Source organism: Rhodococcus sp. 14-1411-2a (genome assembly GCF_002259485.1).
In the GTDB taxonomy this organism is placed as follows: Bacteria; Actinomycetota; Actinomycetes; order Mycobacteriales; family Mycobacteriaceae; genus Rhodococcoides.
The window spans coordinates 139,842-157,490 of sequence record NZ_NPGA01000005.1 but is presented as its reverse complement, the minus strand read 5'-3'; the positions used below and the strand labels follow the sequence as shown (position 1 = coordinate 157,490).

Here is a 17,649-nt window from a genome sequence, read left to right as displayed (position 1 = left end):
AATTCCTTCCGAATTCTAAGGAGTCCGGTGACAGTGGAGTCGACCAGTTCGCCCGGCAAGCGTTACTCTGATGCACGATCTTGTCAACACGAGTTTCCTGAGAGGCGATGACGGTGTCGATTGCTGCTTCGGTCGAGAACGACGCGCCACGTATCGGCGCGCGACTGAAGGAAGCACGCAAGAAGAAGCGGCTGACTCTCGACGCACTCGCCGATACCTGCGGGGTGACCAAGGGGTACCTGTCCAAGCTCGAGCGCGATCAGGTGAACGCATCGGTCGCGTCGTTGGTTCGGGTCTGTGCTGCGCTCGACGTTCCGGTCGGCTCTTTGTTCGACGATGCCCCCGCCGGTGAAGTGGTGCGCGCGCAATCGTTGCCGCGCATCATGTTCGGGGGAACGGCGATGGCGGAGTATCTGTTGACCCCGGTCGGGGAGCGGCGGGTCCAGGTACTGCTGGGGGAGATCGAGGAAGGTGGCGGAAGTGGCGCGGAGGCGTACACCCTGCCGTTGGACGTCACGTTCGTACACGTGCTGTCCGGCGAGGTTCGAGTGACCTTCGAGGAAGATCCAGGCGGTGCCTTCGGCGGTGACGACGTGCTGCTCGGACCGGGCGATGCGTTCACGTTCTCGCCGCGACGCCCGCACAGTTTTCGCAGCGACAGCAGTGGTGGTGCCCGGGTCCTGTGGGTGCTGGCACCTGCGCTGCCAGAAGAGTTGCACAACAGGAAACCGGAGTTTCGCCCATGACGGTCATCGTTTCGCTGTTCCAAGGGCCGGAGTTCTCCGCCGACGTCGAGGCCAACCTGTCGGCGATCGATGCCGCGGCGCGCAGCGCAGCCGAAGCAGGCGCGTCGATGCTGGTGACCCCGGAAATGTCGGTGAGCGGCTACGACATCGGTGATCTCGTGCGCGAACGAGCCGAAACGTTCGACGGTTCGATCTTCGAGCGCATCGCCTCGATCGCGCGAACACACGGTGTCGCAATCGTGTACGGATACCCCGAACTCGGTCATTCGAATCACGGGGGCGAGGCCGTGTTCAACGCGGTGCAGGTGGTCGACGCATCCGGACAATCGGTTGCGCGTTATCGCAAGACGCACCTGTTCGGGGCCCTCGATCGCACCCACTTCACCCCGGGGCCGGACCTGGTGGTGCAGTTCGACTTCGGCGGGCTGCGGTGCGGTGTACTCACCTGCTACGACGTCGAATTTCCCGAAGCCGTTCGCGCGCACGCCGATGCCGGCACCGAATGGTTGATCGTTCCCACCGGTCTGATGACCCCGTTCGAGATCATCGCCACTCACGTCGTTCCCACGCGGGCGTACGAGAGCCAACTGTTCATCACCTACGTCAATCGCTGCGGCACCGAGGCGAGCTTGAGATATTGCGGGCTGACCTGTGCCGTCGGGCCGGCCGGCAACGACCTCGCGCGAGCCGGTGAACACGAAGAACTGCTGACCTTCGAGCTGGATCCGGCCGAGCTCGCTCGATCGCGTGCGGTCAACACCCATCTGGCCGACCGCCGCACCGACCTCTACCCGACAGGACCCTCACGGGCCGAGCAGGAGACCGACCGATGACCACACCCGTCACCCCGGACAGCGCAATCGCATCCGAGGACGACCAGCCGCTCACGATGTTCGGCCCGGACTTCCCGTTCGCGTACGACGATTACCTCGCGCATCCGGCCGGCCTGGGGAGCATTCCCGACGCGGCCCTCGGTACCCGGGTCGCCGTGATCGGCGGCGGACTCGCCGGTATGGTCGTCGCCCACGAATTGCTGAAGATCGGCATGGAACCCGTTGTGTACGAATCGGATCGGATCGGCGGCCGGATGCGCTCGGTACCGTTCGACGGGCATCCCGGTGTGGTGGCAGAGATGGGCGCGATGCGTTTTCCGCCGTCGTCGACCGCGCTGTTCCACTACCTCGACGCCGTCGGGCTCGAGACGACGCCGTTTCCGAACCCGCTGGCCGAGGTGACCCCCAGTACGGTGATCGACCTCAAGGGTGAGAGCCACTACGCACGCAAGCTCGACGATCTCCCGCCGATCTTCGCCGAGGTCGCCGACGCGTGGAACAGGACGCTCGAGGAGCACGCCGAGTTGATTCCGCTGCAGCGCGCCATCCGCAGGCGGGACGTGGCCGAGATCAAGCGGATCTGGAACGAGCTGATCGTGAAGTTCGACGATCAGACCTTCTACGGTTTCCTCGCTGCGTCCGAGCACTTCTCGTCGTTTCGGATGCGAGAGTTGTTCGGCCAGGTCGGTTTCGGAACGGGCGGATGGGACACCGACTATCCCAACTCGATCCTCGAGATCCTTCGCGTCGTCATCACGGCAGCGGACGATCACCATCGCGGAATCGTCGGCGGCTCACAGCAACTCCCGATGCGGTTGTGGACCGACTCGCCGGCGAACATGGCGCACTGGCCCGCAGGCACGTCGGTGGCGTCACTGAACGGCGGCACCACGATGTCGCGCGTCACCGAGATCAGGCGCACCGACGGCGGCACCACGATCCACGACGATCGTGGCAACATCCGCACCTACGCCGCCGCCGTCGTGACCGCCCAGAGCTGGATGCTGCTGAGCAACATCAGATGCGACGACGATCTGTTTCCAATCGACCACTGGACCGCCATCGAACGTACCCACTACATGGGCTCGACCAAGGTGTTCGCACTCGTCGATCGTCCGTTCTGGAAGGACAAGGATCCGGTCACCGGCCGCGATCTGGTGAGCATGACGCTGACCGATCGAATGAGTCGCGGCACGTACCTACTCGACCAGGGTGAGGGCAAGCCCGGGCTGATCTGCCTGTCCTACACGTGGTCCGACGACTCGCTCAAGCTGCTGGCCCTGGACCCGACCGAGCGCATGAACATCATGCTGCGATCGCTGGAGGAGATCTATCCCGGTGTCGACTTCCGCAGTCACATCATCTCCACCCCGGTGACTCTGTCCTGGGAAACCGAACGCGATTTCATGGGCGCATTCAAGGCGAATCTGCCGGGGCACTACCGATACCAGGAAAGACTGTTCACCCATTTCGTGCAGCACGACCTCGAACCTCGGCACCGGGGGATCTTTCTCGCCGGCGACGACATCTCGTGGACGGCAGGGTGGGCCGAGGGAGCCATTCACACCGCACTCAACGCGGTGTGGGGCGTCGTGCATCACTTGGGCGGTTCGTCGGCAGACGGCAATCCGGGGCCGGGCGATGTGTTCGAGTCGATTGCTCCGCTTCGGTTGGGCGACTGACCTTTCGGAGACAACGACCTGGGTGTGCGCTCGTCGAACACGAACAGTGCCAGAGCGACGGTCAGCATCACGGCTACGACCCAGATCGCCCGTAGCCCGAACAGCTCGACCGCGACTGCGCCGAGCAGCGCCCCACCGAAGAATCCGGAGATCACCGCGCCGAACCGTCGGGCGCGGATGCCGGCCTCGAGATCGTGTTCGACCACCCGGTGGAATGCCGCCATCGCCATGCTGCGGAGATTGCCGGTCGTCATCGTGGTGTTGAACGGCGAATCCACCAGCACACGAAAGGTGGTCACCTGCACTCCGGCGACGTGAGCGAGGATCACCGAGACCACGGCGTCGGGGACGGTGGCCGGCAGAAATCCGACGACGAGGACCACGAGGATCTCGAACACCAGCACCGCCCGCACCGGTCGTCGCACGATCCTCGCAACCGCGGGCAGCGCGATGAATTCTGCGGTCGCGACGCCCAGGACGAAGGCCGCCAACGGGGGTAGGAAAGCCAGAGCCTCGACCCACCGACCGGCGGCGACATCGACGCCGAGCAACACGACATTGCCGGTCTGCGCGCCGGCGAACACGCCACCGCGGGTGATGTAGGTGTACGCGTCGAGGAATCCACCGACTGCCGCCAGCAGTACTCCGAGTCGAACCGATTTCGCAGTGGCGACGGCGATGTGGGGCTGCGGCGTGCTCATCGAGAAATACTGACACGATTGACGATGTTCACGATGTCGCGGCAAGCAGTGAAAGCAACAATTCCGCCCGCACCCGCGCCGACGTCAGATCGACCGACAGTAATTCTTCGCATCGGGTGATCCGGTTTCGCAGCGTGTGGCGATGAACGGACAGGTTCGCCGCAGCGGTCTCCCAATGCCCGTTCGCTTCGAGGAAAGCCCGAAGCGATCCCACCAGATCGGCGGTGTGGGTGCGGTCGTACTCGGACAGCACTGCAATGGTCACGGCGGCCATCGCACGCAACGATTCCTGTACCGGTTCGGAGGCCAACAGCATCGATCCGGTGAATTCGACGATCCGATCGCCCGAGCCGGCCGCTGCGCACGCGAGCGAAGCCTGCTTCAGAGCGAGGGGAGTCTCGGTGATGGGGTGGCTGGAACTGAGCCCGACGCGCACCGACCTCGGCAGTGAATCCATCAGTCGGGCAACCACATCGGAGTCGTCGCTACCGCGGAACAACACCACCACACCGGTGTCGGTCTGCCGAGTGAACGTAGGCCGCGCCCTGGCTCGGCACTCGGCATCGATCGCCTCGACGATGCGCTCGGACGGTCCGCGGACAACTGCGACCCTGATGCGAGAGTCGTCGTCGGCGGCGTCGACGAGATAGCTCGGTAGCGCGCTGCCGTCCGGGGAGGGCAGATGGCCGTCCAGCAACAATCCGAGCGCGAGCGTGTTGAGTCGCGACTGCTCGGCGCGCAGCCGCGTGGGCTTCTCGAGTTCGAGGGTCACCAGCGACACCGCGTGCCCGAGCAGGATCTGCTCGACGCCCGTCACCGGGCCTGCGGTGCGAATGGCGAGAAAGCTCGACGCCCCGCCGGAGATGGCGACCGAATGCAGAGTGACGGTGCACCCCGGTTCGCTGACCGACACCGTGGCCGGTGCCGACGACGGGCGAATGCTACGGGCTACGTCGCGGGCGCGCTCGACGAGATCCGCTGCGGCGGCGGGATGGAACGATTCGGTGCGATTGCCGATCAGCGCCACCGACGTGGACGTGGCGACGGCCAGTTCGCGAACGATCGCGTCGACGCCGCCGTGCAGTGCTGCCCTGGTGATGCGGGTCTGGACCGACGCCGCACGCAGAACCTGCTCGTATTCCTGCTCGGCTATGCGTTTCATGACCGCTCTGATGACGGCGGCGAACGGGATGTCGTAGGGAACCTCCACGACGGGAAGCCCGACATCCTCGGCGGTGTCGAGAATGTGACGGGGAATAGTGCTGTGGGACAACCCGACTCCGAATCCGAGACAGGCGACACCCGCGGCTGCCAAGGTCCGGACGTAGGTACCGAGGGCCGGGCCGTCGGCGTCGAAGCCGAGTCCGGTCGTGAGAATCAGTTCACCGCCCGACAGCCACGGACTGGGATCGATGAGTTCGGTCGCCTGCGCGAAGGTGATGGGCGCAGCGCTGCGCTCCGGTCCGCCGCGGTGACTCAGGCGAAGGTGTTGCTGCCTCAACAGCCAGGACATCTGCACGCTCACCGGTGAAACTGTAGCGTCAGAACTGCCGAAATGGAGTGCAATGTGCCGTCGAGGTGTACGAAATGGCGTCCGGCCGTCGCGCTCGTCGAGTCGCATACTTGCACGACAAGCCCACACGAAAGGTGCGACCCATGGCCTCGATCGAGTACCGACTTCCGCAGGAGCGCAAGATCGTCACCGCCTTCCCCGGGCCGAAGTCGGCGGCGTTGGCGCAGCGCCGCAAGGCCGTCGTCGGTGCAGGCGTGGCGTCGACGCTGCCGGTGTACGTGGCCGACGCGGACGGTGGCGTCGTGGTCGACGTGGACGGAAACTCGCTGATCGACCTCGGGGCCGGAATCGCCGTGACCACCGTGGGTGCCTCGAACCCGGCAGTTGTTGCCGCCGTGCAGGATCAGGTCGCACACTTCACCCACACGTGCTTCATGGTTGCGCCCTACGAGGGCTACATCGAGGTCGCCGAGAAGCTGGCCGAGTTGACCCCGGGCGATCACGACAAGCGCAGCGTCCTGTTCAACAGTGGTGCCGAGGCCGTCGAGAACGCCGTGAAGATCGCACGTCACGCCACCGGGCGGTCCGCTGTCGTCGTGTTCGACCACGCGTACCACGGCCGCACCAACCTGACGATGGCACTGACGTCGAAGTCGATGCCGTACAAGAGCGGATTCGGGCCGTTCGCTCCCGAGGTCTATCGAGCGCCGATGTCGTATCCGTTCCGCGAAGGTCTGAACGTCGACGGTTCTGCGCTCACCGGTGCCGAGGCTGCGGCGCGAGCGATCTCCGTCATCGACAAGCAAATCGGTGCAGGCAATCTCGCGGCCATCCTGATCGAGCCGATTCAGGGTGAGGGCGGCTTCATCGTGCCCGCAGAAGGATTCCTGCCGGCACTGGCGGACTGGGCACGCGAGAACGGCGTCGTTTTCATCGCCGACGAGGTGCAGTCCGGCTTCACTCGGACCGGGGCCTGGTTCGCCAGCGAGCACGAGGGCGTCGTACCGGATCTGATCACGATGGCGAAGGGCATCGCGGGCGGGATGCCGCTGGCCGCGGTCACCGGCCGTGCCGACCTGATCGATGCCGTGCACCCCGGTGGGCTCGGTGGCACGTACGGCGGTAACCCCGTCGCCTGCGCCGCGGCCCTGGCGTCCATCGAGCAGATGGAGACACTCGAGCTCAATGACCGAGCGCGCGACATCGAACGCATCGTGTTCGAGCGACTGAGTGCGTTGGCGTCCGAGGTCGGCATCATCGGTGAGGTGCGCGGCCGCGGAGCCATGCTTGCGCTCGAGCTCGTGCTGCCGGGTGGGCGTGAGCCCAACCCGGAGGCCACCAAAGCCGTTGCGGCGGCGGCACTCGAGGCCGGAGTGATCGTGCTGACGTGCGGCACCTACGGCAACGTCATCCGGTTGCTGCCGCCCCTGGTGATCTCCGACGAGTTGCTCGATGATGCTTTGACCGTGCTCGAAGACTCGCTTCGCACTGTGGCGCAGGGGAACTGATGGATGCTCACGATCTGATCTCCTCGCTGCCCACCGATCTCTGGCTCGGTGGTGTGCAATCGCCCTCTGCGTCGGGCGCACGATTCGCCGTGCTGAACCCGGCGACCGGCGACGAGCTGACGACAGTCGCCGACGCCACCGCGGCCGACGGCATCGCCGCGCTCGACCGTGCCGCCGAGGCGCAGCCGGGGTGGGCGGCGACGCCCGCCCGCGAGCGAGCCGAGATTCTGCGGCGCGCCTTCGATCTGCTGCAGGAGCGTGCTGCCGACTTCGCTCTGCTGATGACACTCGAAATGGGAAAGTCGTTGGCGGAGAGCCACGGTGAGGTGAAGTACGGCAGCGAATTCCTACGCTGGTTCAGCGAGGAGGCCGTCCGAATCGGCGGCCGGTTCACACCCGCCCCTGCGGGCAACGGCTCGATCCTGGTCAGCAAGTCGCCCGTCGGGCCGGTCCTGGCGATTACCCCGTGGAACTTTCCGTTGGCCATGGGCACACGCAAGATCGGCCCGGCACTCGCGGCCGGCTGCACCGTCATCGTCAAACCGGCCGAGGACACCCCGTTGACGATGCTTCTGCTCGGACAGGTGTTCGCCGACGCGGGGTTGCCCAGCGGTGTGCTGTCGATACTTCCCACCTCCGACGCCGCCTCCGTCACCGGGCCGTTGATGGACGACCCGAGACTGAGGAAGGTCACGTTCACCGGATCGACCGGAGTGGGAAAGCTGTTGGTGCGCAACGCAGCCGACCGACTGCTACGGACGTCGATGGAGCTCGGCGGCAATGCGCCGTTCATCGTGTTCGACGACGCCGACATCGACGCCGCTGTCGACGGGGCGATGCTGGCCAAGATGCGCAACGGCGGCGAGGCCTGCACGGCAGCGAATCGGCTGTACGTCGCGAACTCCGTGCGTGAGGAATTCACCGCGAAGTTGACGGCGCGCATCGAGGCATTGACGGTCGGCCCTGGTGATCGAGAGGGCACCGACATCGGCCCACTGATCAACGACAAGCAGCGCCGAACGGTCACCGCACTGGTTGACGATGCGGTGGCCAAGGGTGCCCGGGTGCGCACCGGGGGCACGACGCCCGAGGGACCCGGCTTCTTCTACTCGCCCACGGTTCTCGACTCGATTCCTGCCGACGCGAATCTGTTGCAGGACGAAATCTTCGGCCCCGTGGCGGCGATCATCGGATTCGACACCGAGCCCGAGGCCATCGCTGGGGCCAACGACACCCGATACGGGTTGGTGGCGTACTTCTTCACCGAGAGCCTGGACCGCGCCCTGCGGGTGTCGGCGGCTCTGGACACCGGCATGGTCGGGGTCAATCGCGGTGCGATCTCCGACGCGGCCGCCCCGTTCGGTGGCGTCAAGGAATCGGGCTTCGGACGCGAGGGTGGTTCGGAGGGCATCGAGGAATACCTCGAGACCAAGTACATCGCGCTGCAGTAGCCGCTGCACGTAGCGCTCCACTCCGCGGCCTGTGGCGCGGGTATCGCCGATTTACGGCAGGGAGTGGAGCGTCGTATGCAGGCCGCCGGTCAGTTCTGCGCGGCGGCGATTCGATCCTCGGCCAGGCGATCGGCCGCGGCTCCCAGCAGGATGCCCTCGGTGCGGGCGATGGCGAAGATGCCGGCGACGGTATCGCGGATCTTGCCGATCGTGGCCATCACCTCGGCCGAATCCTTGCCGCGCAGTTCGCCTTCCACCTGGATCAGGCCACCGGCGTTGGCGACGTAGTCGGGTACCCAGACTATTCCGCGCGCAGCCAGCATGGCTTCGACATCGGGTGTGAGGAGTTGATTGTTCGCCGCGCCGCACACGATGGACGCCGACAACCGGGCCACCGAGGACGCGTCGAGAGTGGCACCCATGGCGCACGGGGCGTAGACGTCGATGTCGGCACCGATGATGTCGGATCCGACGGTGACACCGGGGAAGTCGGCAACGATGCGATCGAGGGCGGGCGCGTAGGAGTCGCTGACGATCACCTCGGCACCGGCATCGCGAAGCAGGGCGACGAGGTTGTAGCCCACTTTGCCCGCACCCTCGACGCCGACGCGCTTTCCGGTCAGATCGTCCGAGCCCCAGGTCGATTCGGCTGCGGCCAGGAGGGAGAGAAAGACTCCGAGCGCGGTTTGGGGGCCGCTGTCGCCGGTGCCGCCTGCGGTGGTGTTCTTGCCGACGACGTGCGCCGTCTCTTCGGCGATGATGTCGAGATCGTCGCTGTTGGTGCCCACATCGCCTGCCGTCACGTACGTTCCGCCGAGCGACTCGACGAACCGGCCGTACGCGCCCAGCAGAGTCGGGGTCTTGATGGCGTTGGGGTTGCCGATGATCACCGCTTTACCGCCACCGAGATCGACTCCCGCGACGGCCGCCTTGTATGTCATTCCCCGGGAGAGCCGTAGTACATCGGTCAACGCATCCTGCTCGGATGCATAGGGGTAGAAGCGAGTTCCGCCGAGAGCGGGTCCCAACGCGGTGGAGTGGACCGCGATGATCGCGCGCAGCCCGGTGTCGGGATCCTGACAGAACACGACGCGTTCGTGTGCGGAGTCGCGCGGCATGTCGGGACGATCGAAGACGCCCGTCGGCACGTGGTCGGTCGGGGTGGGCGCGGCGGCGGGGTGGTCGGCAACGACGGACACAGGCGGTCTCTTTCGGTGATGAGGCGGCGGTACCCGGAAATGGATGGTGTCCGGGAACATGTCCGTCGAAGAGTGCCGTGAACGTGCACGTTGGTCAACCGCCGTTGCCGAGAACGTGCATGTTGCACGGTGCGGCCCTGATCGATCTCGCGGGGATGGTCTGCCTGCTCAGCGTCGGCCGTCCTCGGCGAGCTGCTCGAGCAACGGCTTGGTGCGGTACTGGATCAACTCGCTCATCGCGATGGACATGTTGGTGCGTTCGACGCCGGGGATATCGAGGATGAGGCCTGCGATGCGATACAGGTCGTCGGCGTCGACTGCGGCGATGCGAATGTGCATGTCCGCAGCGCCGGACAGTCCGAACACCTCGAGCACTTCCGGAATGGTGCGCAGGTGTTCGGTGACCGCAGCCAGGGTGTGCTGGTTGACCTGAGCTGTGACGAATGCTTGCAGCGGGCGGCCGAGAGATTTCGGTGGAATGCGGTGATCGATCGGCGTGAGCGATCCCTTGTCGTCCCATCGACCGAGGCGCGCCTGCACGGTGTTGCGGGACAGCCCCAAGGTGGTGGCGAGTTCGACGCCGGTGGCTCGCGGCTTGGCGCAGAGGGCGAGGAGGAGTCGGGCGTCGGTCTTGTCCAAATCGGTCATTGCGCACTTCCTGTCGCTCGGTCTTTACCCAATATTCTGCATTGTGCGCAGTTCTGAAGTCGGCACTTGTGCACTCTGGCTGTCGGTGGTGTTCTTGTGAAGGACATCACACCACGACGGAGAGTGCGACGAACATGAACACCACCTCGCTGGTACAGCTGATCAAAGAATCTGGAACGGTGGTCCGCAACGAGACCTACTCACCTCTCGTCGCGGACATCGACACGGCCGCGATGATGGAGATGTACCGCGATCTCGTGGTCGTCCGGCGCATCGACACCGAGGCGACCGCGCTGCAGCGACAGGGCGAACTGGGGCTGTGGGCACCGCTGCTCGGGCAGGAAGCGGCGCAGGTCGGTTCGGCTCGAGCGCTCGACACCGAGGACTTCGTGTTCGCCAGCTACCGCGAGCACGGCGTCGCCTACTGCCGGGGCGTCGACCCCACCCGGATGCTGCGCTTCTGGCGCGGCTCGACGCTGTCCGGCTGGAACCCGTACGAGTACCGCATGACGACGCCCGCGATCATCGTCGGCTCGCAGGGATTGCACGCCACCGGATACGCGATCGGCATGCAGCTCGAGGGAGCCGAGGGTGCCGCCATCACCTACTTCGGCGACGGCGCAACCAGCCAGGGGGACATCTCCGAGGCGCTCGGCTTCGCCGCCAGTTTTCACGCACCGGTGGTGTTCTTCTGCCAGAACAATCAGTGGGCGATCTCCGAGCCGGTGACCGTGCAGACCAAGGCAACGATCGCCGCCCGCGGTGAGGGATACGGCATTCCGTCGGTCCGCGTCGACGGCAACGACGTTCTCGCCGTCCTGGCCGTCACCAGGGCAGCGCTCGCTCGCGCCCGCGAGGGCAGCGGCCCGACTCTCATCGAGGCCGTCACCTACCGCATGGGCCCGCACACCACCTCCGACGACCCGACGCGATACCGCTCGGGTGCCACCGACGACGAATGGCGCGCCAAGGATCCGATCGACCGAATCGAGAAGCTACTGAGGCGAATCGGTGTGTTCGACGACGCGTTCGCCGCCTCGGTGAAGCGGACGGCCGACGACGTCGCCGCCGAGCTTCGTCGCGGTTGCCTCGAGACCGTCGAGCCGGAAGCGATGTCGGTGTTCGACAACGTCTACGCCGATCCCCACCCCCTCCTGGACGACGAGCGCGCTCAATTCGCCTCGTACCGAGCCGGATTCGAAGGAGCTACGTCATGACCACGTTGGAACATGTTGCGCCGCAGCGGCCCACCAGTCTTCCGTTGGGCAAGGCCATCAACGCAGGTCTGCGGCGAGCGATGGAGAACGATCCGAAGGTCCTGCTGATGGGCGAGGACATCGGCAAGCTCGGCGGCGTCTTCCGCATCACCGACGGCCTGCAGAAGGACTTCGGCCCCGGCCGGGTACTCGACATGCCGCTGGCGGAGTCGGGCATCATCGGCACCGCAGTCGGACTCGCGATGCGGGGATTCCGCCCGGTGTGCGAGATCCAGTTCGACGGCTTCATCTATCCGGCGTTCGACCAGATCGTCTCGCAGGTCGCCAAACTGCACTACCGCACCAGTGGAAACGTCAAGATTCCCATGACGATTCGGGTGCCCTACGGCGGCGGAATCGGTGCCGTCGAGCATCACTCGGAGTCTCCCGAAGGCTATTTCGCGCAGACCGCAGGACTTCGCGTCGTCACGTGCAGCAACGCCGCCGACGGCTACTCCATGATTCAGCAGGCCATTGCCAGCGACGATCCGGTCCTGTTCTTCGAGCCGAAGCGTCGGTACTGGGAGAAGAGCCCGATCGACCTCGATGCCGACGCGTCGTACCCGCTGCATCGGGCGCGGGTGGTCACCGAGGGCACCGACCTCACCCTGATCGCCTACGGACCGCTCGTCGCCACTGCCCGCAAAGCTGCCGAAGTCGCTGCCCTCGAGGGGGTGTCGATCGAGGTCATCGATCTTCGTTCGCTCTCACCCATCGACTTCGAGACCATCGAGGCCTCGGTACGCAAGACCGGGCGTCTGGTCGTCACGCACGAGGCCCCGGTGTTCATGGGCCTCGGCTCCGAGATCGCCGCTCGGATCTCCGAACGCTGCTTCTACAACCTCGAGGCGCCGGTGCTGCGCGTCGGCGGCTTCGGTACGCCCTACCCGGCATCGAAGCTGGAGAAGTTCTATCTCCCCGACGTCGACCGGATTCTCGACGCAGTCGACCGCTGCCGCTCGCACTGACCTCGCGCTCACCGACCGCCGCCGATACGTACCGAACAGGATTCGACGATGCCCACCATCAAGAGCTTTCCGTTGCCCGACCTCGGGGAAGGACTCACCGAAGCCGATCTGCTGACCTGGCTGGTCGCGGTCGGCGACACGATCGAGTTGAACCAGAACATCGCCGAGGTCGAAACGGCCAAGGCCGCCGTCGAACTTCCGTCACCGTTCGCGGGCGTCGTTGCTGCCCTGCATGTGTCGGAAGGTGACACCGTCGAGGTCGGGGTTCCGATCATCGACATCCGAGTCGATGGAGACACCGAGGACCCCGACGTCGTCGTGGCTGACACCGATGTGGACGACGCGAGTCCTGCGGACGACAGCGAGGAACGCGTTCCGGTTCTCGTCGGTTACGGCGTGGCGAAGGAAGGGTCGAGTCGACGCGGCGGCAGGGGGACCACTCCGGTCTCTACAGCACCGGCCGGGCGGAACGGCAAACCGCTGGCTGCACCGCCGGTGCGAAAGATCGCCAAGGACAACGCCGTCGATCTTGCCGAGGTACCCCCGACCGGAGCTCGCGGCGACGTCACCCGAGACGATGTCGAGTCGTATCTGCACGGAGCCGACACTGCAGGGGAGCAGACCCCACTGCGGGTCGGCCGCGAAGAGCGGACCCCGATCAAGGGGGTGCGCAAACATACTGCAGATGCGATGGTGCGCAGTGCATTCACCGCTCCGCACGTCACCGAGTTCGTGACGGTGGACGTCACCGACACCCTGACACTGCTGGACTCGCTACGGTCCTCCGCCCACTTCGCCGACGTGCGGCTGACCCCGCTGGCGCTGGTCGCCAAGGCGGTTCTCGTTGCGCTGAAATCGAATCCCTCGCTCAATTCCTCGTGGGACGAGGCTGCTCAGGAGATCGTCACCAAGCACTACGTCAACCTCGGCATCGCTGCAGCAACCCCGCGCGGATTGATGGTGCCCAACATCAAGGATGCGCACGAACTGTCCCTGGTGGACATCGCCCGCGCACTGGCTGAGCTGACGCGAACGGCCAAGGAGGGCAAGAGCAGTCCCGCCGACCTGGCGGACGGCACGATCACGATCACCAACGTCGGAGTGTTCGGAGTGGACGCAGGCACTCCCATTCTCAACCCCGGCGAGGCTGCCATCCTGTGCTTCGGTTCGATCCGCCGCATGCCGTGGGAGCACGAGGGCGAGATCGCATTGCGGTCCGTGACGACACTGTCGCTCTCGTTCGATCATCGCCTCGTCGACGGCCAGCAAGGTTCGCAGTTCCTGGCCCTCGTCGGCCGGTTGCTGAGCACTCCGATGGATATGATCGCCCTGAGCTGATTCCTCAGCTCGGCTCGACGCAGACAGCTCGATGGAGACAAAGGTGCGAGTGTGGCCGAGGCGATCGACGAGTACTTCCTGAAGCAGGTTCGGTCGGCTCGGAACGGAGATTCGGCCGTTGCCGATCCGGACCGACTGCTCCGGTACTTCGACGCGCAACTCGCGAGCCGGCATCTCGACTTCGCCGCACGCTGGTTGCAATCAGCTGGCTTCGGCTACTACACCATCGGCTCGTCCGGGCACGAGGCCAACGCAGCCGTCGGTGCCGCGACCACGGTCACCGACCCGGCGCTGCTGCACTACCGATCCGGTGGTTTCTACGCGGCACGCGCACAACAGTATTCGGACGCGACCCCGATCCGGGATGTGCTGGCGAGTCTGGTCGCCTCGACTGGCGATCCGATGTCCGGCGGACGGCACAAGGTGTTCGGGCATCCGGATCTGGGGATCGTTCCGCAGACATCGACCATCGGCTCGCAGGTACCGCGCGCAGTCGGTCTGGCGTTCGCACTGGGCCGGGCGAAGGCTCTGCGGCATAGCACTCCATGGCCCGAGGACGCCATCGTCGTGTGCAGCTTCGGCGACGCCTCGGCCAACCACTCGACGACGGTGGGGGCGCTCAACTCGGCGGCCTACTGCGCGCACCAATCCGTTCCGATGCCCATCCTGTTCGTCTGCGAGGACAACGGGATCGGCATCAGTACCCGATCGCCGCGAGGGTGGATAGCGCAGTCGCTCGGCAGATTTCCTTCGATCGAGTACGTGCGGGCCGACGGACACGATCCTGATGCATTGATGCACATCGTCGACGCCGCCGTTGCTACCGTGCGGACTCGCCGTCGACCGGTGGTCCTCCATCTCGAGACGGTGCGGCTGATGGGCCACGCCGGTTCCGATGCCGAGCTGGCCTATCGCACCAACGCAGATATTGTCGGCGACTATGCACGAGATCCGTTGCTCGCCACTGCACGTACGCTGATCGGGGCGGGAGTGCTCTCGGCAGTCGACGTCGAAGTGCGCTACGAGGCGATGCGCGAGACCGTCATGGCCGAGGCCGAGTCAATGGTCGAGTCACTTCGGACCGGGGCGTCGTCGCGCCTGGCCACCGCGGACGCGGTGATGGCTCCGCTGACCGAACGGCGACCCGTTGCCGTGGCCGCCACCGAGCAGAGCCTGCGGCCTGCACCGGGCGGGCCGCATCTGACGCTCGCCGCCATGATCAACAGGACCCTCACCGACATCATGGCAGCGCGACCGGACGTCCTCGTGTTCGGGGAGGACGTGGCCGTCAAGGGTGGCGTCTACGGCGTCACGAAAGGTTTGCGCAAGAAGTTCGGCGCAGCAAGGGTTTTCGATACCCTGCTCGACGAGCAGACCGTGCTCGGCACCGCCCTCGGTACTGCGCTCGCAGGACTCGTTCCGATACCCGAGATCCAGTATCTGGCGTACCTGCACAACGCCGAGGATCAGCTGCGCGGTGAGGCCGCGTCGCTCGAGTTCTTCTCCGATTCGCAGTTCACCAACGGGATGGTCGTGCGTATCGCAGGCCTGGCGTATCAGCGTGGTTTCGGTGGGCACTTTCACAACGACAACGCGGTTGCGGTTCTGCGTGATATTCCCGGCATCGTCGTTGCTGTCCCGAGTTCGGCGGCGGAGGCCGCCGGTCTGCTCCGAACCTGTGTGGCACTGGCCGTGGAGGAGGGTCGGGTATGTGTCTTTCTGGAGCCGATCGCGTTGTATCACCGCACCGACCTGCTCGACGGTGACGGGGCGCTCCGCTGCGCCGACGAAGGTCCGGCCGAGTTCGGGACTGTCACAACGCATGGCGATGGCGTCGATCTGGCCATCGTCACGTTCGGGAACGGCGTGGTGATGAGTAGACGGGCCGCGTCCACGTTGCGCGAACGCGGGATCGGCGTGACGGTGGTCGATGTGCGATGGATCGTTCCGCTCCCGAGCGAGGATCTGTTGCACCGGCTCTCGGAATTCGAACGGGTATTGATCGCAGACGAGACCCGGCACGACGGGGGAGTCGGCGAGGGCGTCGTGACCGCTCTGGTCGAGGGAGGTTACGACGGTGCCATCGGCAGAGTGTCGAGCGCGAATTCGTTCGTACCACTCGGTGCCGCGGCCGATCTGGTCCTCCTGTCGGAAGACCAGATCGTCGCTGGGGCTGTGAAGCTGATCGAAGTCGAGTGATTCAGTGAACCGGTTGGGCAGGGGCGACGGCGTCGCGATCACTGCGCGCCGGTGCTCGGATGAAGAACGACGCTGCTACCGCCACCAGTGACACGGCCCCGCCGTAGAGGAAGGCGGTGTGGATGCCTGCCTCCGAACCTCCCACCTCGGTTGCGCCGTCGGCGATTCGGGCTGCCGCGGCGTTCGACATCACGGTGACGAACAGTGCGGTACCTGCGGCGCCTGCCAACTGCTGAACCGTGCTGAAGATGGCACTGCCGTGCGAGTACAGCTGGGCGGGAAGCGATCCCAGCGACGAGGTCATGAGCGGCGTCATGATGAGCGCGAGGCCTGCCGAGAGCAGCATGTGGATACCGATCACAAGCGGAAGGGCGGACTGCGTGTCCAGGACGGTCATCGACCACAGCGCGGCGCTCACCACCATCGCACCGGGAATGACCAACGGGCGCGGTCCGATTCGGTCGAAGATGCGCCCGACGAAAGGCGCGAGCAAGCCCATCAGCAGTCCACCGGGGAGCAGCATCAGTCCGGTGTCCAGGGTGTCGAGACCGCGAACGTTCTGCAGGTACATCGGTAGCAGGATCAGAGCGCCGAACAGTGCCATCATCGAGATTGCGATCATGCCGAGGCCGATGCTGAAGGTGGGGGTACGGAACGGACGCATGTCCAGCAGCGCGCCGCCGCGGTCCTGACGAGAGACCTGGCGCAGCACGAACACCACCAGGGCGATCGCTCCCACCACCAGTGGCAGCCATACCGGCACCACGGACTCCTCGGCCGAATGTCCCAGGCTGCTCAGGCCGTAGACGATACCGCCGAACGCCAACGCGGACAGGACGACCGACAGGGGATCGAACGACGGCCGACCGGTCTGGGTCACGTTTTTCACCAGGGTGGTCCCGATGGCGAACGCGACGAGCGCGATCGGCAGCACGAGCCAGAACATCCAACGCCAGTTCAGCGAATCGAGGATGATGCCCGAGATCGTCGGACCGATGGCGGGGGCCACGGCGATGACGATGGAGATCACGCCCATCATTGCGCCGCGCTTGTGCGCGGGAACCACCGTGAGCACAGTGGTCATCAACAGCGGCAACATGATCGCCGTGCCGCTGGCCTGCGTGACGCGTCCGAGCAGGAGCAGCTCGAAGCCCGGGGCAGAGGCTGCGAGCAGTGTGCCGACGGTGAACAGACTCATCGCAGCGACGAATACCTGGCGCAACGTGAAGCGCTGGAACAGGAATCCGGTGATGGGGATGACCACGGCCATCGTCAACAGGAATCCGGTGGTGAGCCACTGCGCCGTCGTCGCCGTGATGTTCAGGTCGACCATCAGGGTCGGGAGTGCCACGCTCATGATCGTCTCGTTGAGGATCATGACGAACGCGGCAATGACGAGAATGCCGATCAGAAGTTTGCTGCCCGGCGCGAGTTCGTCGTCCGGCGCGGACTCGGATATGTGGTCGGTCTGAGGTGAGTTCATCGGAAGCTTTCGAGTATGGGTACAAGGTGCGGACAACGGACCGCCCAGATAGCTTGAGTCACCATGACAGTGACTGTCAACTTGAATATTACTGGTAAGTTGACGGTGAGAACCCGAAGGAGTG

14 protein-coding genes are annotated in these 17,649 nt (G+C 65.4%); 9 read left to right on the top strand and 5 right to left on the bottom strand.

What is annotated here, in order from left to right:
* Window positions 1–107: 107 nt before the first annotated feature.
* Genes CH291_RS01690 through CH291_RS01680 form a run of 3 tightly spaced genes read left to right on the top strand, consistent with a single transcriptional unit; the run spans window position 108 to window position 3,261 of the window.
* A complete protein-coding gene (locus CH291_RS01690; RefSeq protein ID WP_068050376.1) occupies window positions 108–746 on the top strand; it encodes a helix-turn-helix domain-containing protein in 639 nt (212 codons plus the stop codon).
* Window positions 743–1,579 carry a carbon-nitrogen hydrolase family protein gene (locus tag CH291_RS01685; RefSeq protein ID WP_068050378.1) on the top strand — a complete coding sequence of 279 codons (837 nt, stop codon included), beginning with the start codon at window positions 743–745 and terminating at the stop codon, window positions 1,577–1,579. Before CH291_RS01690 ends, CH291_RS01685 begins: the two co-directional genes overlap by 4 nt.
* Window positions 1,576–3,261 carry a flavin monoamine oxidase family protein gene (locus CH291_RS01680; RefSeq protein ID WP_094639057.1) on the top strand — a complete coding sequence of 562 codons (1,686 nt, stop codon included), beginning with the start codon at window positions 1,576–1,578 and terminating at the stop codon, window positions 3,259–3,261. The genes CH291_RS01685 and CH291_RS01680 overlap by 4 nt, the downstream gene beginning before the upstream one ends.
* Here the strand turns inward: CH291_RS01680 and CH291_RS01675 are convergent.
* Together CH291_RS01675 and CH291_RS01670 are read right to left on the bottom strand one after the other, a co-directional pair.
* Window positions 3,177–3,962, bottom strand: a complete 786-nt coding sequence (locus CH291_RS01675) for a YoaK family protein (RefSeq protein WP_094670449.1) — start codon at window positions 3,960–3,962, stop codon at window positions 3,177–3,179. The genes CH291_RS01680 and CH291_RS01675 overlap by 85 nt on opposite strands.
* 28 nt (window positions 3,963–3,990) lie before the next feature.
* Entirely contained in the window at window positions 3,991–5,487 is a 1,497-nt protein-coding gene (locus tag CH291_RS01670) for a PucR family transcriptional regulator (protein WP_094686559.1), read from the bottom strand.
* A 131-nt stretch (window positions 5,488–5,618) separates the two neighbouring features.
* On the opposite strand from CH291_RS01670, the gene gabT reads away from it, so the two are divergent.
* Together gabT and CH291_RS01660 are read left to right on the top strand one after the other, a co-directional pair.
* Window positions 5,619–6,983: a 4-aminobutyrate--2-oxoglutarate transaminase gene (gabT, locus tag CH291_RS01665; RefSeq protein WP_094686582.1), complete on the top strand. Its 1,365-nt coding sequence runs from the start codon at window positions 5,619–5,621 to the stop codon at window positions 6,981–6,983.
* Window positions 6,983–8,434, top strand: coding sequence for an NAD-dependent succinate-semialdehyde dehydrogenase (locus tag CH291_RS01660; RefSeq protein ID WP_179276416.1), 1,452 nt, complete (start codon window positions 6,983–6,985; stop codon window positions 8,432–8,434). Before gabT ends, CH291_RS01660 begins: the two co-directional genes overlap by 1 nt.
* A gap of 89 nt (window positions 8,435–8,523) precedes the next feature.
* On the opposite strand, the gene CH291_RS01655 is transcribed toward CH291_RS01660, so the two are convergent.
* Together CH291_RS01655 and CH291_RS01650 are read right to left on the bottom strand one after the other, a co-directional pair.
* A complete protein-coding gene (locus tag CH291_RS01655; RefSeq protein WP_256980697.1) occupies window positions 8,524–9,552 on the bottom strand; it encodes a Glu/Leu/Phe/Val family dehydrogenase in 1,029 nt (342 codons plus the stop codon).
* 249 nt (window positions 9,553–9,801) lie between these two features.
* On the bottom strand, window positions 9,802–10,281 hold the full coding sequence (locus CH291_RS01650) for an Lrp/AsnC family transcriptional regulator (RefSeq protein WP_068050387.1): 480 nt from the start codon (window positions 10,279–10,281) through the stop codon (window positions 9,802–9,804).
* A gap of 134 nt (window positions 10,282–10,415) precedes the next feature.
* Between CH291_RS01650 and pdhA the strand changes: the two genes are divergently transcribed.
* The 4 genes from pdhA to CH291_RS01630 are packed head-to-tail and all read left to right on the top strand — an operon-like array spanning window position 10,416 to window position 16,042.
* On the top strand, window positions 10,416–11,498 hold the full coding sequence (gene pdhA / locus CH291_RS01645) for a pyruvate dehydrogenase (acetyl-transferring) E1 component subunit alpha (RefSeq protein ID WP_094670445.1): 1,083 nt from the start codon (window positions 10,416–10,418) through the stop codon (window positions 11,496–11,498).
* Entirely contained in the window at window positions 11,495–12,505 is a 1,011-nt protein-coding gene (locus tag CH291_RS01640) for an alpha-ketoacid dehydrogenase subunit beta (protein WP_094686556.1), read from the top strand. The genes pdhA and CH291_RS01640 overlap by 4 nt, the downstream gene beginning before the upstream one ends.
* 48 nt (window positions 12,506–12,553) lie before the next feature.
* Window positions 12,554–13,843 (top strand): dihydrolipoamide acetyltransferase family protein, encoded by a 1,290-nt coding sequence (locus CH291_RS01635; RefSeq protein WP_094670443.1) that lies wholly within the window; start codon window positions 12,554–12,556, stop codon window positions 13,841–13,843.
* Window positions 13,844–13,894: 51 nt separating this feature from the next.
* Window positions 13,895–16,042 (top strand): thiamine pyrophosphate-dependent enzyme, encoded by a 2,148-nt coding sequence (locus tag CH291_RS01630; RefSeq protein WP_094686555.1) that lies wholly within the window; start codon window positions 13,895–13,897, stop codon window positions 16,040–16,042.
* Between the two features lies 1 nt (window position 16,043).
* Here the strand turns inward: CH291_RS01630 and CH291_RS01625 are convergent, their stop codons facing one another.
* A complete protein-coding gene (locus tag CH291_RS01625) occupies window positions 16,044–17,525 on the bottom strand; it encodes an MDR family MFS transporter (protein WP_094686554.1) in 1,482 nt (493 codons plus the stop codon).
* Window positions 17,526–17,649 lie beyond the last annotated feature (124 nt).